The organism is Bacillus sp. MN7755 (genome assembly GCF_054771475.1).
In genome coordinates this window covers 360777-376396 of record NZ_BTRL01000015.1, presented here as the reverse complement: position 1 = coordinate 376396, position 15620 = coordinate 360777, and the positions used below count along the sequence as shown (strand labels likewise).

The 15620-nt window shown below is 34.2% G+C and carries 18 protein-coding genes; 16 read left to right on the top strand and 2 right to left on the bottom strand.

What is annotated here, in order from left to right:
- Positions 1-9 precede the first annotated feature (9 nt).
- The 5 genes from ACYVEC_RS18640 to ACYVEC_RS18620 all read left to right on the top strand — a co-directional run bounded on the left by ACYVEC_RS18640 (position 10) and on the right by ACYVEC_RS18620 (position 4401).
- Positions 10-993 carry a DUF2628 domain-containing protein gene (locus ACYVEC_RS18640; protein ID WP_142332797.1) on the top strand — a complete coding sequence of 328 codons (984 nt, stop codon included), beginning with the start codon at positions 10-12 and terminating at the stop codon, positions 991-993.
- Between the two features lie 89 nt (positions 994-1082).
- Positions 1083-2744: a peptide ABC transporter substrate-binding protein gene (locus ACYVEC_RS18635; protein ID WP_063222775.1), complete on the top strand. Its 1662-nt coding sequence runs from the start codon at positions 1083-1085 to the stop codon at positions 2742-2744.
- A 58-nt stretch (positions 2745-2802) separates the two neighbouring features.
- Complete coding sequence (gene fosB, locus ACYVEC_RS18630) at positions 2803-3219, top strand: FosBx1 family fosfomycin resistance bacillithiol transferase (RefSeq protein ID WP_063222774.1); 417 nt, start codon at positions 2803-2805, stop codon at positions 3217-3219.
- A 12-nt stretch (positions 3220-3231) separates the two neighbouring features.
- The gene (locus tag ACYVEC_RS18625; protein WP_460507691.1) at positions 3232-3777 is read left to right on the top strand and encodes a short-chain dehydrogenase; all 546 of its coding nucleotides are present in this window, start codon (positions 3232-3234) and stop codon (positions 3775-3777) included.
- Positions 3778-3789: 12 nt separating this feature from the next.
- Positions 3790-4401, top strand: a complete 612-nt coding sequence (locus ACYVEC_RS18620; protein ID WP_063222772.1) for a phosphoserine phosphatase 1 — start codon at positions 3790-3792, stop codon at positions 4399-4401.
- A gap of 45 nt (positions 4402-4446) precedes the next feature.
- Here the strand turns inward: ACYVEC_RS18620 and exsB are convergent, their stop codons facing one another.
- Positions 4447-5025, bottom strand: coding sequence for an exosporium protein ExsB (exsB, locus tag ACYVEC_RS18615; RefSeq protein ID WP_063222771.1), 579 nt, complete (start codon positions 5023-5025; stop codon positions 4447-4449).
- Positions 5026-5206: 181 nt separating this feature from the next.
- On the opposite strand from exsB, the gene cotH reads away from it, so the two are divergent.
- The 8 genes from cotH (at position 5207) to ACYVEC_RS18575 (ending at position 13135) form a co-directional block, all read left to right on the top strand.
- The gene (gene cotH, locus ACYVEC_RS18610) at positions 5207-6283 is read left to right on the top strand and encodes a spore coat protein CotH (protein ID WP_063222770.1); all 1077 of its coding nucleotides are present in this window, start codon (positions 5207-5209) and stop codon (positions 6281-6283) included.
- A 106-nt stretch (positions 6284-6389) separates the two neighbouring features.
- On the top strand, positions 6390-7007 hold the full coding sequence (locus ACYVEC_RS18605) for an NUDIX hydrolase N-terminal domain-containing protein (RefSeq protein WP_098556286.1): 618 nt from the start codon (positions 6390-6392) through the stop codon (positions 7005-7007).
- Positions 7008-7111: 104 nt separating this feature from the next.
- Positions 7112-7714, top strand: a complete 603-nt coding sequence (gene uptA, locus ACYVEC_RS18600) for an undecaprenyl phosphate transporter UptA (RefSeq protein ID WP_098556288.1) — start codon at positions 7112-7114, stop codon at positions 7712-7714.
- A gap of 96 nt (positions 7715-7810) precedes the next feature.
- Complete coding sequence (locus ACYVEC_RS18595; protein WP_063222768.1) at positions 7811-9190, top strand: putative polysaccharide biosynthesis protein; 1380 nt, start codon at positions 7811-7813, stop codon at positions 9188-9190.
- Positions 9191-9523: 333 nt separating this feature from the next.
- The gene (locus tag ACYVEC_RS18590; protein ID WP_000932392.1) at positions 9524-10465 is read left to right on the top strand and encodes a magnesium transporter CorA family protein; all 942 of its coding nucleotides are present in this window, start codon (positions 9524-9526) and stop codon (positions 10463-10465) included.
- Between the two features lie 198 nt (positions 10466-10663).
- Complete coding sequence (locus ACYVEC_RS18585) at positions 10664-11560, top strand: permease (RefSeq protein ID WP_098555219.1); 897 nt, start codon at positions 10664-10666, stop codon at positions 11558-11560.
- 3 nt (positions 11561-11563) lie between these two features.
- On the top strand, positions 11564-12433 hold the full coding sequence (locus ACYVEC_RS18580; protein ID WP_063222766.1) for a TIGR03943 family putative permease subunit: 870 nt from the start codon (positions 11564-11566) through the stop codon (positions 12431-12433).
- Positions 12434-12628: 195 nt separating this feature from the next.
- The gene (locus tag ACYVEC_RS18575) at positions 12629-13135 is read left to right on the top strand and encodes an acyl-CoA thioesterase (RefSeq protein WP_048559693.1); all 507 of its coding nucleotides are present in this window, start codon (positions 12629-12631) and stop codon (positions 13133-13135) included.
- A 126-nt stretch (positions 13136-13261) separates the two neighbouring features.
- On the opposite strand, the gene ACYVEC_RS18570 is transcribed toward ACYVEC_RS18575, so the two are convergent.
- Positions 13262-13348: a YjcZ family sporulation protein gene (locus ACYVEC_RS18570; protein WP_000505094.1), complete on the bottom strand. Its 87-nt coding sequence runs from the start codon at positions 13346-13348 to the stop codon at positions 13262-13264.
- A gap of 160 nt (positions 13349-13508) precedes the next feature.
- On the opposite strand from ACYVEC_RS18570, the gene cls reads away from it, so the two are divergent.
- The 3 genes from cls to ACYVEC_RS18555 all read left to right on the top strand — a co-directional run bounded on the left by cls (position 13509) and on the right by ACYVEC_RS18555 (position 15549).
- The gene (cls, locus tag ACYVEC_RS18565; RefSeq protein WP_063222765.1) at positions 13509-14693 is read left to right on the top strand and encodes a cardiolipin synthase; all 1185 of its coding nucleotides are present in this window, start codon (positions 13509-13511) and stop codon (positions 14691-14693) included.
- Positions 14694-14724: 31 nt separating this feature from the next.
- Positions 14725-15183, top strand: coding sequence for a spore coat protein (locus ACYVEC_RS18560; RefSeq protein ID WP_460507681.1), 459 nt, complete (start codon positions 14725-14727; stop codon positions 15181-15183).
- 186 nt (positions 15184-15369) lie between these two features.
- A complete protein-coding gene (locus tag ACYVEC_RS18555; RefSeq protein ID WP_001045957.1) occupies positions 15370-15549 on the top strand; it encodes a hypothetical protein in 180 nt (59 codons plus the stop codon).
- Positions 15550-15620 lie beyond the last annotated feature (71 nt).

Here is a 15620-nt window from a genome sequence, read left to right as displayed (position 1 = left end):
GGGATTGTTTTGAACTGTATAAATTGTGGGCAACCTTGCTCGAATGACCAATTAAATTGTACAAGTTGTCAGCGTAACTTGCACAATGAACAAGATAAAGGAAGCTTACTAATAGATAAAGAATTAGAAGTATATGTAGGGAGACAGTATCCGTATTACAAAAGGAAGTGGGAGCTTGAGGAAAAGCGGATTGCTAGGTGGAGCTGGAATGGTTGGGCAGCTATTTTCAATGTAGGTTGGCTTGGATATCGTAAGTATTATTTACCTGCAGCTTTATTTTTATTGTTATTAGTAGCATGTGATGCGTTTTCTTATTATATGGGCTTCAACGTAGCATTGCCAATCATTAATATGGTGCCTCTTACGTTTCTATTACTTGTTTTTATTTTATTTGGAATGGCGATTTTTGCAAATGGATTATATTATCAATTTGCAGAAAGACGTATATATCGAATAAAAGCACGGGAAATTCAAGATGCATCGGTGGAGAATTACCTCATTCGTGATAGCGGTGGAACGAGTAAAATGGGAGCAACAATTGTTACGATTTTAGCAGTTGCTAGTATTTTTTTCAGCCATTTCTTTTTCCCGACTGATCGAGATATTATTCAAAAAGTTCGTACAAGCTCGCTATATGAATATCCGTTCTTTTCCATTGGTGAATCATTTGAAAATTACTTTAAAAATCCAGATTGGGTATATTATCGCGGAACGGAAGGATTAGAATTAGTAGAATTCCAAGGAAATAGTCCTGATATGGCAAGGAAAAAGGTGAGAATCCAATTTATTGTTGATTATAAATTGGGTGAGATTGAGCCGTACTCACTTACGATTAATGGAGAATCTAAAAATGAGGAAGAATTTTTGAAGATATTGGACGAAATATTTAAAGTCCAAAATCCATTTGACATAGAAGATGGATTACAAGTAAAAGAAATAGAAAAAGAAATGGATGGAAGAGCGCTCTATCCATTTCTTTTTTTGTGTATATGAAAATAATATTTGAAATAATCTGAATCTTTTGTATAATAATATATATTATACTGGCTTTCATGTATACATATAGATTGGGGGAAGGAAGAATGAAGAGAAAGGTAACAACGATTGCTGCAGTTGCATTATCGACTAGTGTATTAGTTGCAGGTTGCGGAAATGGGGAGAAGGCATCTACAACGAAGAAAGAAGCAGGTAAGGGAGCAGCAGATAAGCAAGTATTAAACTTACTAGAAACAGCAGAAATTCCTTCAATGGATACGTCAAAATCAACAGACTCTGTGTCATTCCGTGCCTTTGTAAATGCAATGGAAGGATTATATCGTTTAGATAAGGATAATAAACCAACTCCAGGTATGGCAAAAGACGTGAAAATTAGTGAAGATAAAAAAACATATACATTTGAATTACGAGACGCAAAGTGGTCTAATGGCGATCCAGTTCGAGCACAAGATTTTGTATATGCATGGCAACGCGCATTAGATAAAGCAACGGCAGCTGAGTATGCATTTATTTTATTTGATGTGAAAAATGCACAGAAAGTCAATAAAGGAGAATTACCGTTAGATCAATTAGGAGTGAAAGCAAAGGATGATAAAACATTAGTAGTAGAATTAGAACAACCAGCACCATATTTCCTTGAGCTTACTTCATTCCCAACATTTTTCCCTTTAAATGAAAAATATGTGAAAGAACAAGGAGATAAATATGCATTAGAAGCAGATAAACTATTATACAATGGACCATTTACGATGAGTGAATGGAAACATGAACGAAGTTATCAGTTAAAGAAAAACCCTAATTATTGGGATAAAGATACTGTGAAGTTAGAAGAAATTAATGTAAATATTGTGAAGGAAACGAGCACGGGAGTGAATTTATATGATAGTGATCAAGCAGACCGTGTTATTTTAAGTTCTGAATTTGTTGATAAATATAAAAAGAATAAGCCAGATGAATTTAAAACGAAGTTAGATCCACGTATGTATTTCTTGCGCTTTAACCAAAAAAATGCAACGTTTAAAAACCAAAAAGTTCGTGAAGCAATTGATCTGGCATATGATAAAAAAGGAATTGCAAATGTTATTTTAAATGACGGATCATTGCCAGCATATTTCTTAGTACCTGAAAAATTTACGACAGGACCAGATGGGAAAGATTTCCGTACTGTAAATAAAAATTTCCGTGACAGTAAAGATAATGCAGCAAAAGCAAAAAAATTATGGGAAGAAGCGAAGAAAGAACTTGGCCAAGATACAATTACAGTAGAATTTCTAAATGATGATAACGGTAGTCGTAAAAAAGTGGGCGACTTTATTAAAGAAGAGTTAGAGAAAAATTTACCGGGTATTAAAGTGAATTTGAAACAACAGCCATATAAGCAGAAGTTAGAGTTAGAAAAGAAATTTGAATATGAATTCTCATTATCCGCATGGAGTCCGGACTATCCAGATCCAATGACTTATATTGATATGTTTGTTACTGGAAGCTCATTTAATGAAATGGATTATTCTAATCCGAAGTATGATGATTTAGTAGCGAAATCAAAAGGAGAGCTATTAAAAGATGATAAAGCCCGCTGGAATGCACTTGCAGAAGCTGAAAAAATCTTAATTGGTCAAGATGCTGCCATTTCTCCTGCGTACCAACAAAGTACCGCATATTTAGAGAAACCATACGTAAAAGGTATTGCAAATCATACGTTTGGTGGAGATTTCAGTTATAAATGGGCATATATTACAAAGAAATAGTATAATAAAAGATGAGTGAATTTTCGCTCATCTTTTATTTGTATAGGAGGAATTAGAGTTGTTAAAAGGAATCAATCATCTTTGTTTTTCAGTATCTAATTTAGAAGATTCTATTACATTTTACGAAAAAGTACTAGAAGGAGAATTATTAGTTAAAGGGAGAAAGCTTGCATATTTTAATATATGTGGAGTATGGATAGCACTTAATGAAGAAACACATATTCCTAGAAATGAGATTCATCAATCTTATACGCATATTGCGTTTTCAGTTGAACAGAAAGACTTTGAACGCCTACAGCAGCGATTAGAAGAAAACAAAGTTCATATTTTACAAGGAAGAGAACGTGATGTGAAAGATTGTGACTCTATATATTTTGTAGATCCTGATGGTCACAAATTTGAGTTTCATTCAGGGTCATTGCAAGACCGACTTAATTATTATAGGGAAGATAAACCTCATATGACATTTTATTAAGGGAGAAAAAAGTTGCATGCGCTAGTAATTGGTGGAACAGGAATGTTAAAGAAAGTTTCTATGTGGCTTTGTGAGCAAGAGTTTCATGTTTCTATTATTGGAAGAGATGAAGTGAAATTAGAAAATGTTAAGCGGGAGAGTGCTATACCAGAAAGTGTCACATGCCTTCCGTTAGATTATCATAATGATGACGATGTAAAGCTAGCTATTACAAGTACAATTGAGAGGAATGGCCCAATAACATTAGTTGTTGCGTGGATACATTCAAGTGCGAAGGATGCGTTATCACTCATTTGTAGAGAATTAGACATGTCGTCTGAAACATACAACGTTCTTCATATTTTAGGCAGTAAAGCGTCGAGAATAGCCTCACAAAAAATAGGCGGTACGCGATGTAGCTATCATAGAATAATATTAGGTTTTATATTAGAAGATACATACGGAAGATGGCTTACTCATGAAGAAATATCGGATGGGGTAATTGATGGAATTGAAAGTAATTGTGATGAATGGATTGTAGGACGAGTAGAACCGTGGGAATTACGGCCAACATGGTAAGGGGGAATTGAAGTGAAGACAACTGTATATGTAACAAGGCACGGTGAAACAGAATGGAATGTAGCGAAGCGAATGCAAGGGCGGAAAAATTCTGCTTTAACTGAAAACGGTATGCTACAAGCTAAGCAATTAGGAGATAGAATGAAAGATTTATCTATCAATGCAATCTATAGTAGTCCGAGTGAAAGAACCCTTCATACTGCAGAGTTAATAAAGGGCGATCGTGATATGCCGATAATCGCGGATGAGCATTTTTATGAAATTAACATGGGGATTTGGGAAGGACAGACAATTGATGATATAGAAAGGCAATACCCAGACGACATACAGTTATTTTGGTATGAGCCACATCTTTTTCAGTCCACATCAGGAGAAAATTTTGAGGCTGTTCATAAAAGGGTAATGGAGGGGATACAGCTTCTTTTAGAAAAGCATAAAGGAGAAAGTATATTAATTGTCTCCCATGCGGCAGCTGCAAAACTACTTGTAGGACATTTTGCGGGTATTGAAATTGAAAATGTGTGGGATGAGCCATTTATGCATAGTGCTAGTCTAAGTATAATAGAATTTGAAGACGGTAAAGGTGAAGTGAAGCAATTTGCGGATATAAGTCATTTTCAATAAACGTAAAAAAGGCCGCAAAACGGCCTTTTTTTGTAGGCATAAAAACTAGCAATTACGTTTTTTATACCAGAAGTGATCAAATTTCTTGTTTTTGCAAGATGGGAATTTATGTCCGCCTTTGCAATCATTCCATTTGTGTCCATCATCGTGACAGTCTTTACCATGATCGCATGAATCATCACAAGAGCCACCATGTCTATGAGGGAAGAATTCGCATTTTTTACAGAAACTTCGTTTTGTCCAGAAAAATTTCTTTTCAAAGCGGATGCATTTTGTAACGAATGTACAATGCTTCCTACGCGTCACTTTCGTAACTAAAACGCATTCTTTTCTACGTGTCACTTTCGTAACGAACGTCCATTTTTGAACGCGTACACGAGTACATTTTGTAACAAATGTCCATTTTTTTACATGCGTACATTTTGTAACGAACGTACAATGTTTCACGCGAGTACATCTTGTTCTTGGACATTTACCCCCAGTTGTACATTTACATCCTGTTGTACATCGATGATGAGAGAATTTATCATCATCGCACTCAAAAGTACTTGGATCTTGGTGTAAGAAATCCTCCATCCCAGCACTTTTGATTTCTTCAACCGCTTTTCTAATATCACGTTTCATAGAAATCCTCCTTATCATGTATTAAGTTGAAAAGGTATTCTTTTTCCTTAACATGATATGAGATATGAAGTCTTTCTGAACAGGACAAGAGTGTAATTTTATATAAATAGATGATAGCGGATGTATGGACAAGACAAGGCGCATACATTGAATGAAGAGAACTGAGAAGGGATGAGAAAACATGCTACCTTCATATGATTTTTTTATTCATCCAATGTACTTAGTGGAATTGAAAAAAGACATTTGGTCAGACAGTCCAGTACCAGCAAAATTAACTTATGGAAAAAAGAAGTATGATATTGATATCGTATACCGGGGTGCTCATATTCGTGAATTTGAGAAAAAGTCTTATCATGTTATGTTTTATAAACCGAAAAAATTTCAAGGCGCTAAAGAGATTCATTTAAATTCTGAGTTTATGGATCCATCTCTCATACGAAATAAATTATCTTTAGACTTTTTTCATGATATTGGTGTACTTTCACCGAAATCACAACATGTATTTATAAAAATTAATGGTCAAATTCAAGGTGTATATTTACAGTTAGAATCAGTTGATGAAAACTTTTTGAAAAATAGAGGATTACCGAGTGGTTCTATTTATTATGCGATAGATGATGATGCGAATTTTTCTTTAATGAGTGAGAGAGATAAAGATGTTAAGACCGAGCTCTTTGCGGGTTATGAATTTAAATATTCGAATGAAAATAGTGAAGAACAGCTGAGTGAATTTGTATTTCAAGCGAACGCTTTGTCGAGGGAATCTTATGAAAAAGAAATTGGGAAGTTTTTGCATGTTGATAAATATTTACGATGGTTAGCTGGCGTTATTTTTACACAAAACTTTGATGGTTTCGTTCATAACTATGCACTATATCATAATGATGAAACAAATTTATTTGAAGTGATACCGTGGGATTATGATGCGACTTGGGGGCGAGATGTACAAGGGAGACCACTTAATCATGAATATATTCGTATTCAAGGTTATAACACGTTAAGTGCAAGATTGTTAGATATACCTGTATTTAGAAAGCAATACCGAGATATTTTGGAAGAAATATTAGCAGAACAATTTACCGTTTCATTTATGATGCCGAAAGTAGAAAGTTTGTGTGAGTCGATTCGTCCTTATTTACTACAAGATCCATATATGAAAGAAAAATTAGAAACATTTGACCAAGAAGCTGATATGATTGAGGAATATATAAATAAAAGAAGAAAGTATATACAAGATCATTTACATGAATTGGATTAATTTTGAAAGAGATTGGAACATTATCAATCTCTTTTTTTGTATAATAAAGATGTATTGGTGGGATTGACTTAATATTCACTTGAAAGAGAATGGGGGATGTAAAAGCATGACGGTAAAATGGATTGATTGGGTAAAACAAATACAATCTATAGCCCAAGCAGGTTTAACGTATTCTAAGGATGTGTATGATATAGAGCGTTTCCAACAATTACGGGATATTTCCATTTCGATGATGTCACATTACACAAAGACAGATTGGGAAGTTGTAGAGAAGTTATTTGCAAGTGAGACAGGCTATCAAACACCAAAAGTTGATATAAGAGCAGTTGTTTTTCAAAATGATAAACTATTATTGGTGAAAGAAAAAAGTGATGGGAAATGGGCATTGCCAGGTGGATGGGCTGATATCGGTTATACGCCGACAGAAGTAGCAGCAAAAGAAGTTTTAGAGGAGACGGGTTATGAAGTAGATGATTTTAAGCTACTCGCTATATTTGATAAAGAAAAACATCAACCATCACCTTCAGCAACACATGTATATAAAATTTTTATTGCCTGTAAGATTATTGGTGGTGAAAAGAAAACTAGTATTGAAACAGAAGATGTGGAGTTTTTTGGTGAGAATGAATTACCTAATTTATCGATTGCTAGAAATACAGAAGAGCAAATTAAAGAAATGTTTGCTTACATGAAAGAACCTCAGAAAGAAACATTAATAGATTAATAATGCTTATACCGATGATATTGTTGGAATGAAGATATTGGCAGAATGCAACCTTTATGTAATAATGGGATGGTATGTGAAGAAAAAAGGAGATAGAAAATAAAATGTTAGCAAGCATAATAGATCAGTTATTGCAATTTTTTGCAAGCTTAGGTTACTTTGGAGTAGCACTAGCTTTAATGATTGAAATTATCCCGAGTGAAATTGTACTTTCGTATGCTGGTTTTTTAGTCGCAGATGGTAAAATTAGTTTTGTCGGTGCAGTTATTGCGGGAACAATCGGTGGTACTTTAGCTCAAATATTTTTATATTGGCTTGGGTACTATGGAGGACGTCCAGTTGTAGAGAAATATGGAAAATATCTACTTATTAATAAACACCATTTAGACATAGCAGAAAATTGGTTTAAGCGTTATGGAGCAGGAGTAATCTTTTCTGCGCGCTTTATTCCAGTAGTACGTCATGCTATTTCTATTCCAGCAGGATTAGCTAAAATGCCGTTAAAACTATTCACACTGTATACAGTAGTTGCGATTATTCCATGGTCAATACTATTTATATATTTAGGTGAAAAGCTTGGTGGAAATTGGCGACATATTAAAGAGTATGCATCTGATTACACACATTACATAATTATAGGAGCGATTCTTTTTGTTGCTCTATACTTCGGCTCAAAGTATTTCAAAAAGAAAAAAGCAGCGCGTTAAAGTCAATGATTTTTCATTGGCTTTTTTTATTTGTTTCGGTTCTAAAAAAAAGAGTTGTCCATAATGTATAATAATAAAGCGTAGCGGAGGAATGTGATGAAAGGGTCACCGTTTATACGTGGAACGATATTTTTAACAATGGCAACGATGATATCTAAAATGTTAGGGTTTATATATGTGATACCATTTACAGCTATGGTCGGTACAAGTGGGTACGTTTTATACACGTATGCATATCGTCCATATACCATTATGCTCAGCATTGCGACGATGGGACTACCACTTGCAGTTTCAAAAATGGTATCAAAATATGATCAACTGAATGATTATCATACGGTTAAGAGAGTGTTGAAAAGTGGAATCGTATTTATGTTTATAATGGGAATTATTTCGTGTTTTGCTTTATATATGCTAGCTCCACATTTAGCTAAACTTGTAATTGATGGAAACGATCAAACGGGGAATAGTGTAGGGGCGGTCACTACTAATATTCGAATTGTGAGTTTTGCGTTAATACTTGTGCCAGTAATGAGTTTATTAAGGGGCTTCTTTCAAGGATTTCAATCGATGGGGCCTTCTGCTCTAAGTGTAGTTGTAGAGCAATTTTTTCGGGTTCTAACCATTTTGATAGGAAGCTTTGTCGTTTTATATATTTTAAAAGCTTCTGTCTCGCTAGCAGTGGGTATTTCAACGTTCGGTGCCTTTATGGGAGCGGTAGGTGGATTAACTGTTTTAAGTGCGTATTATATAAGAAGGAGAAGGCATTTAAAGAAAAAGGAAATGGCAAGTATACCACAAACAACGAAATCTTTTTTCTCACTATATAAGGAGCTCTTTACATATTCAATACCATTTGTTGTGGTTGGTTTAGCAATTCCGTTATATCAGACGATTGACACATTTACAATTAATAAATTACTTATACAAATAGGATATATGCAAGGAGAAGCGGAGAAGATAAATGCAATAATTGGACTTGTTCAAATGGTTGTACTTATCCCAGTTTCCGTTGCGACTGCTTTTAGTATGTCACTCGTACCTGAGATGACAAAAGCTTATACAGCAGGAAATGTGAAGTTACTGTACAAACATTTTACAAGGACGAATGTATTAGTTGTAGGGATTACGGTACCAGCGGCAATTGGAATGATGGTGTTAGCAAAACCGGTCTATACTCTTTTATTTGGCGCGGGGAATGATCCAGAGCTGGGCAGCCTTATATTACAGTATTATGCTCCTGCTTGTATACTATTTTCTCTTTTTACAGTAACGGCTGCTATGTTACAAGGAATTAATCAACAACAGAAAACAGTGCTAGGATTAGTGATAGGAATTATTGTGAAGATAGTTTTAAATATTGTATTGCTTCCGTATTTCGATTATGTAAGTTTTATTATTTCAACATACGCTGGTTATACGATTTCGGTTGGCTTTAACTTGTGGATGCTTTCTAAATATGTTATAAAGGCAACATAAGCTTTTTAAGGCAGAGAGCACTCTGTCTTTTTCTTTGTTTATCCCGCTTTAACGGGCAGTAAGATCCTCACCTCAAAATTCAGCGAAAGAAAAGAAGTTTGGTTGGGATCAACTGCCCGTAAAAGCCCGATTGGTTCAACTAATAATCAGTGGGGGGATGAAGCCCCCCACTGATTAAAGTTTCACTTTATAATATTTTTCTTATAAAAACGTTTTCAAAATAATTTTTCTATTGAAATTTAAACGTATGTTTCATATGCTGAGAATGGCGGTTCAAAAACTGTTATGTAAGAGAGGTAGATTCCTACATGTAAAAAGAATCGGGGTGATAGTATGTTAAATATTTATTTAACAGACCGAAACGGAAAACTACAAGAGGTTGAGGAAATGCAAAAGGGTTGCTGGATTAATGTACTTCATCCAACGGAAGAAGAAATTCAATATCTAGTACAAACTTTAAATGTAGACTTAGATTTCATTAAAGACCCTTTAGATGATGAAGAACGCTCTCGTATTGAAAAGGAAGACAATAATACTTTAATAATCGTGGATATTCCAACAGTTAGACATGATGAAGAAGGAAATTCGATTTATGACACGATTCCAATAGGGATGATTGTCATGCCAGATTGCTTTGTGACAATTTGTTTAGAAGAAAATCCAATTTTTGAACGTTTTATTAATCAACGTATTAAAGAATTTTATACGTTTAAAAAGACACGCTTTGCACTTCAGCTCTTATATACGATTTCTACTTATTATTTAAGATACTTAAAGCAAATTAACAGAAAAACAATCGATTTAGAGCATCAATTAAATAAGTCGATGAAAAATAAAGAGATTTTCACATTGCTAGGCCTTGAAAAAAGTTTAGTTTATTTTACAACATCATTAAAGGCAAATAAAATTGTAATTCAAAAACTAATGCGTAACAGTACATTTTTAAAAATGTATGAAGACGATCAAGATTTATTAGAAGATGTATTAATTGAAAATAAACAGGCTATTGAAATGGCGGAAATATATAGTCACATTTTAAGTGGAATGATGAATACTTTTAGCTCCGTTATATCAAATAATTTAAATAGTGTTATGAAACTGTTAACGTCTATTACAATCATTTTATCGTTACCAACGATGGTTTCTAGTTTCTTTGGAATGAACGTAAAGGTTCCGTTTGAAGGAGAAGCACATGGCTTTGTAATTGTACTTATAATATGTGTAACACTATCTTTCACATTAGCATTTGTTTTTTGGAAGAAACGTTACTTTTAATGAAAAGAAAGCTGCTCTAGCATAGTTGTATAACTGCGCTAGAGCAGCTTTTTTGCTATGAAATCCAAAGTTTTGAATAGAATATAACTTATAAAATGTAATGTATATGAAAGGTAGGAATTCCGTATAAGTCTTGTCCAATTAATAAAATGGGGTTAAAATTACATATTGTTAATGAAAAGTTGGAGGAAATACATCATGGAATTGTTTCAATTACCGAAAGCATTCCTGCAAATGAATACAATCTTTATTTCCATATTGATCGAAGCACTTCCTTTTGTGCTCATTGGTGTATTTATTTCAGGATTCATTCAAATGTTTGTGACAGAAGATATGGTAGCAAAATGGATGCCGAAAAACCGATTTCTGTCTGTTTTAGTAGCTACTTTTTTAGGTATGATGTTTCCGGGCTGTGAATGTGGAATCGTTCCGATTGTAAGACGATTAATTGGAAAAGGTGTTCCACCATATGCGGGGATTGCATTTATGTTAACTGGACCGATCATTAATCCAGTTGTATTATTTGCAACATACGTTGCCTTTGGAAGTAGTATGCACATGGTATGGTATCGTTCTATTGTAGCGATTATCGTAGCAATTATCGTTGGAATTATATTATCATTTATGTTTAAAGAACATCAATTACGAGATGATCACTTCCCAGAAGTGAATCATATGCGTCCATTACGTAAAAAAATGTGGGATGTATGTACGCATGCTGTTGAGGAGTTTTTCTCGATGGGAAAATATTTAGTATTAGGTGCGTTAATTGCAGCTGCAGTTCAAACGTTCGTACAAACTTCAACACTTCTTGCTATAGGACAAGGGCCGTTCTCTTCACCAGCAGTTATGATGGGACTTGCATATATATTATCACTTTGTTCAGAAGCGGATGCGTTTATTGCTTCATCATTCCAAAGTACATTTTCAACAGCATCACTTGTCGCGTTTCTCGTATATGGACCGATGGTGGATATTAAAAATATGTTTATGATGCTTGCGACATTTAAAACAAAATTTGTAATTGTCGTTACAATTACAGTTACACTTGTTGTTTATGCAAGCTCACTACTCATTTATGCGATGGGGTGGTAGGTTATGTTTCGAGCATATATATTATTAGGTTTTACAATCTTAATCGCGCAGCTTCATATTTCAGGTAATATTACGAAGTATATCAATATGAAGTATGCCTATTTATCAATAACAGCAGCTATTATTTTAGGTTTTTTAACGGTCGTTCAAATTATTATCGTTTTCCAAAAAGAACACCAGAAAGAACAAGGGAAACAGGATTGTAGTTGTGACCATAACCATTGCGGGCATGATCATTCAAAAGATGAGAACACATGGTGGAAAAAAGCATTCTCATATACATTGTTCTGCTTTCCGATTGTCTCAGGATTGTTTTTCCCGATTGCAACGTTAGATTCAGATATCGTTAAGGCGAAAGGATTTCATTTTCCTGTTGCGCAAGCAGAAAGTAAAGATCCGTTTATGACAAGGCAATTCTTAAGGCCTGACACGAGTATTTATTACGGGAAAGAAGGATACCGTGGTGTAATGGAAAAAGGGAAGAAAGAGTTTGTAACGAAAGATAGTGTTACTTTAAATGATGAAAATTTCCTAAAGGGAATGGAAACAATTTATAATTATCCTGGCGAGTTTACTGGGAAAAAGTTATCATTTAAAGGGTTTGTTTTCAAAGATGATTCTTCTAAAAAAGAACAATATTTCTTATTCCGTTTTGGTATTATACATTGTGTAGCGGATTCTGGTGTATATGGTATGTTAGTGAAAAAGCCAGAAGGTGTAGAATGGAAAAACGATGATTGGATTCAAATAGAGGGAGAAATTTCTACTGAATTTTATCAGCCATTCCATGCGAACATTCCTGTTTTAGAAGTAACGAAATGGAATAAAGTTGAACAGCCGAAAGAACAATATGTATTTAGAGGAGCCGATTGATAACATCGGTTCTTTTTTGTGGACTAAAAGTTCTGAATGTTGTTAATATTAAACGTGTAGTGATAATAAGCTCATACGGTTCTAGTGTTAATGGAAAATGAAACTCTTGCCAAACTTCTTTGCTCCAGCCGAATTTTGTGGTGGGAGTCGTAATGTCTGCAAATAGCGGATTAAATAATCAAAGAGGTGATAACAATGACTGAAGTAAAGGGAAAAACAGCTAATGAGTCTAGAGTGTTTAAAACGAGCCGAGTATTTCCAACAGATTTAAATGATCACAATACGCTATTTGGTGGAAAGATATTAGCCGAGATGGATATGGTTGCTTCTATTTCAGCAACGAGGCATGCAAGAAAAGAATGTGTCACAGCATCAATGGATTGGGTAGATTTCTTACATCCTGTTCGTTCTACTGATTGTGTTAGTTATGAATCTTTTGTAATTTGGACGGGTAGAACTTCTATGGAAGTATTTGTGAAGGTAGTAGCAGAAGATTTAATTTCAGGTGAGAAACGTATAGCAGCAACATCATTTGTTACTTTCGTTGCACTTAGTAAGGACAATAATCCAGTTCCAGTTCCTCGAGTAATCCCTGAAACAGAAGAAGAGAAAGAATTACATCGCATTGCTGTGTTGCGTGCAGAACAACGTCATATACGTAAGGCGGAGAGTAAGAAAGTAGCCACATTACTAACTTTTTGAGTTGAATATTTAGTCGTTAAAGATATTATAACGGACTGAAATGTTTTTCATATGAAAAGCGGACACCTAAAAATAGGTGTCCGCTTTTATAGTTTTTTCATCCACATATCATATGACGATAACTACTTAGCAGAAGCAAGCAGCACCGACGATGATTAAGAGGATAAATAATACGACTAATAGCGCGAATCCATTACCATGTGCGAAGCCCATTGTTATTTCCTCCTTTTATTTTAAGATACAACATACAATATGCAAATGAGCTATCGTTTGATATGGACATATATCATGTAATGACATATTTTCTTGAATGATAATGTATTAAAAAAGGGAAGATATAGAAATAACAGTAAGTGGAGAAAGGAAAATATCCATGAAACACTTTTTCGCTGTACTCCTTTTTTTAGTAGGTGTATTCATTTGGATGAACATCGATGTGGAAATGGGGAAAAAAATGGCTAGTGAATATGAAGTAGGACAAGTTCGATTAGGTGAATTTCAACTATATACGAACGGTGAAGAGTTATATAAGAAATTATTTGAGGATATACGTAATGCAGAAAAGTACGTGTATATCCATTTTTATATTGTAGGTAAAGATGAAATAAGCAAAGAGTTTTTGCAGTTACTTGAGAAAAAGGCAACGAGCGGAGTAGAAGTGAAATTGTCAGTCGATCGAATAGGCGGATATAAGCTGAAGAAAAAGATAATTCATCAACTAAAAAGCAATGGTGTCCAGTTTACGTTTAGTAAAAAACCTAAATTGAAACATTTATTCTATTCGTTGCACCAACGGAACCATAGACGCATCGTTACGATAGATGGAAAAGTATCATATGTCGGCGGCTTTAACATTGGAAAGGAGTACCTTGGACAAAATCCGAAATTTGGCCCGTGGCGTGATTATCATGTACGAGTCAAGGGGAATGGTGCCACGGATATGGAAAGAAAATTTGTAACTGACTGGGAAGAAGATACAGGAGAAAAAATGCCTATACATGAAAGTTTACCTGCAATTGGGCATGTAAAATATCAATATTTATTTTCAGATGGAAAAGGTTTATGGGAAAAATATGGAGCACTTTTAAAGCAGGCTAAAACGTCTTTAATTATTGCAACGCCATATTTTGTACCAAGTAAAGAAATGATGAAAGAGTTAAAAGATGCATTAAACCGCGGTGTCAATGTGAAAATTCTCGTACCATTTAAAAGTGATGCAGTATTGTTAAAACAAGCTGCCTATCCGTATTTGAAAGACATGTTACATGCTGGAGCGGAGATTTATCAATATCAGAATGGTTTTTTTCATGGGAAAGTAACAATCATTGATGGGGAAATTGTTGATATTGGTACCGCAAACTTTGATAATAGAAGTTTTTATTTAAATACGGAGTCTAATTGTATTATCTATGATAAGGGAGTAACAGCGGACGTATGGAACCGATTAAAAGAAGACTTTCATAAATCAAAAAAATTTTCGGAAGAAGATTTTGAGAAAATTAGTAAATGGGATTGGTTTTTAGCAAGAATAGCAAATGTTATAGCATCATATTTATAGTATATAGACAAAAGAGAAGGGAGGCACTTTCATGGATTGTATGAAAGAACTAATGAGATATAGTTATATGCTTATATACAAGGTTGGGAAGTATACAGGAGAGGTAAGAGATGAAGAATTAAAGGAGCTATTACAGCATCATTTACCATATATGTTGCAAGCGTATAATGAACAAGTGAATTTTCAAGAAGGAGAGAATATACAGCATATAACCTGTGAACCAATTTCATTTCATTTGCATGGAATGGAGGAGGAAACTGATAGTAAATATTCAGGAGATATCCAAATAGCAACTTGTTATATTGCGCATTTAAAACGGTTAGCGTTAAAGTTTGCTCAAGTGGCAGTTGAAGTTGCAAATCCAGAATTTCGTTCGTTTTTAGAAAATTGCTTCCTAAAAATGAACCGTTATGCCTATAGTGTATGGCAATATGTTGTGAAGAAAGAGTATAAGATTAAACATGTATATGAAAATGAGAAGTTTGCATAAGAAACTGAGGCGGAAAGATAGGCGCCTTAGTTTTTTATTTTTCGTAGAGAAAAATGATTAGGTTTACATATTTATTATTAGAAAATTTACAAAAATTTACCGTTTATTTACTATTTGTCAATCTTTCCTTTAAAAATAGAGAGTAATATGGGATTGTACATATTCTATCAAAAGGAGGAAACGCAAATGAACAAATGGGTTAAATCATTAACTGCTATGGCACTTGCAAGTTCTTTATTAATGGTAGGTTGTAGTAAAGATGAGGACAAGAAGAAAGAAGACGATACAACAACACAACAAGAGGACAAAAAGGATAAAGAAACAAGTGGAACTGAGAAGTCTACGGATTCTAAAGAAAAGAAATAATGTAATAATAGAGCTTCCTCTTATATGTGAGGAAGCTTTTTTGTTGTAAATTGATTGAGATTATTGAAAAA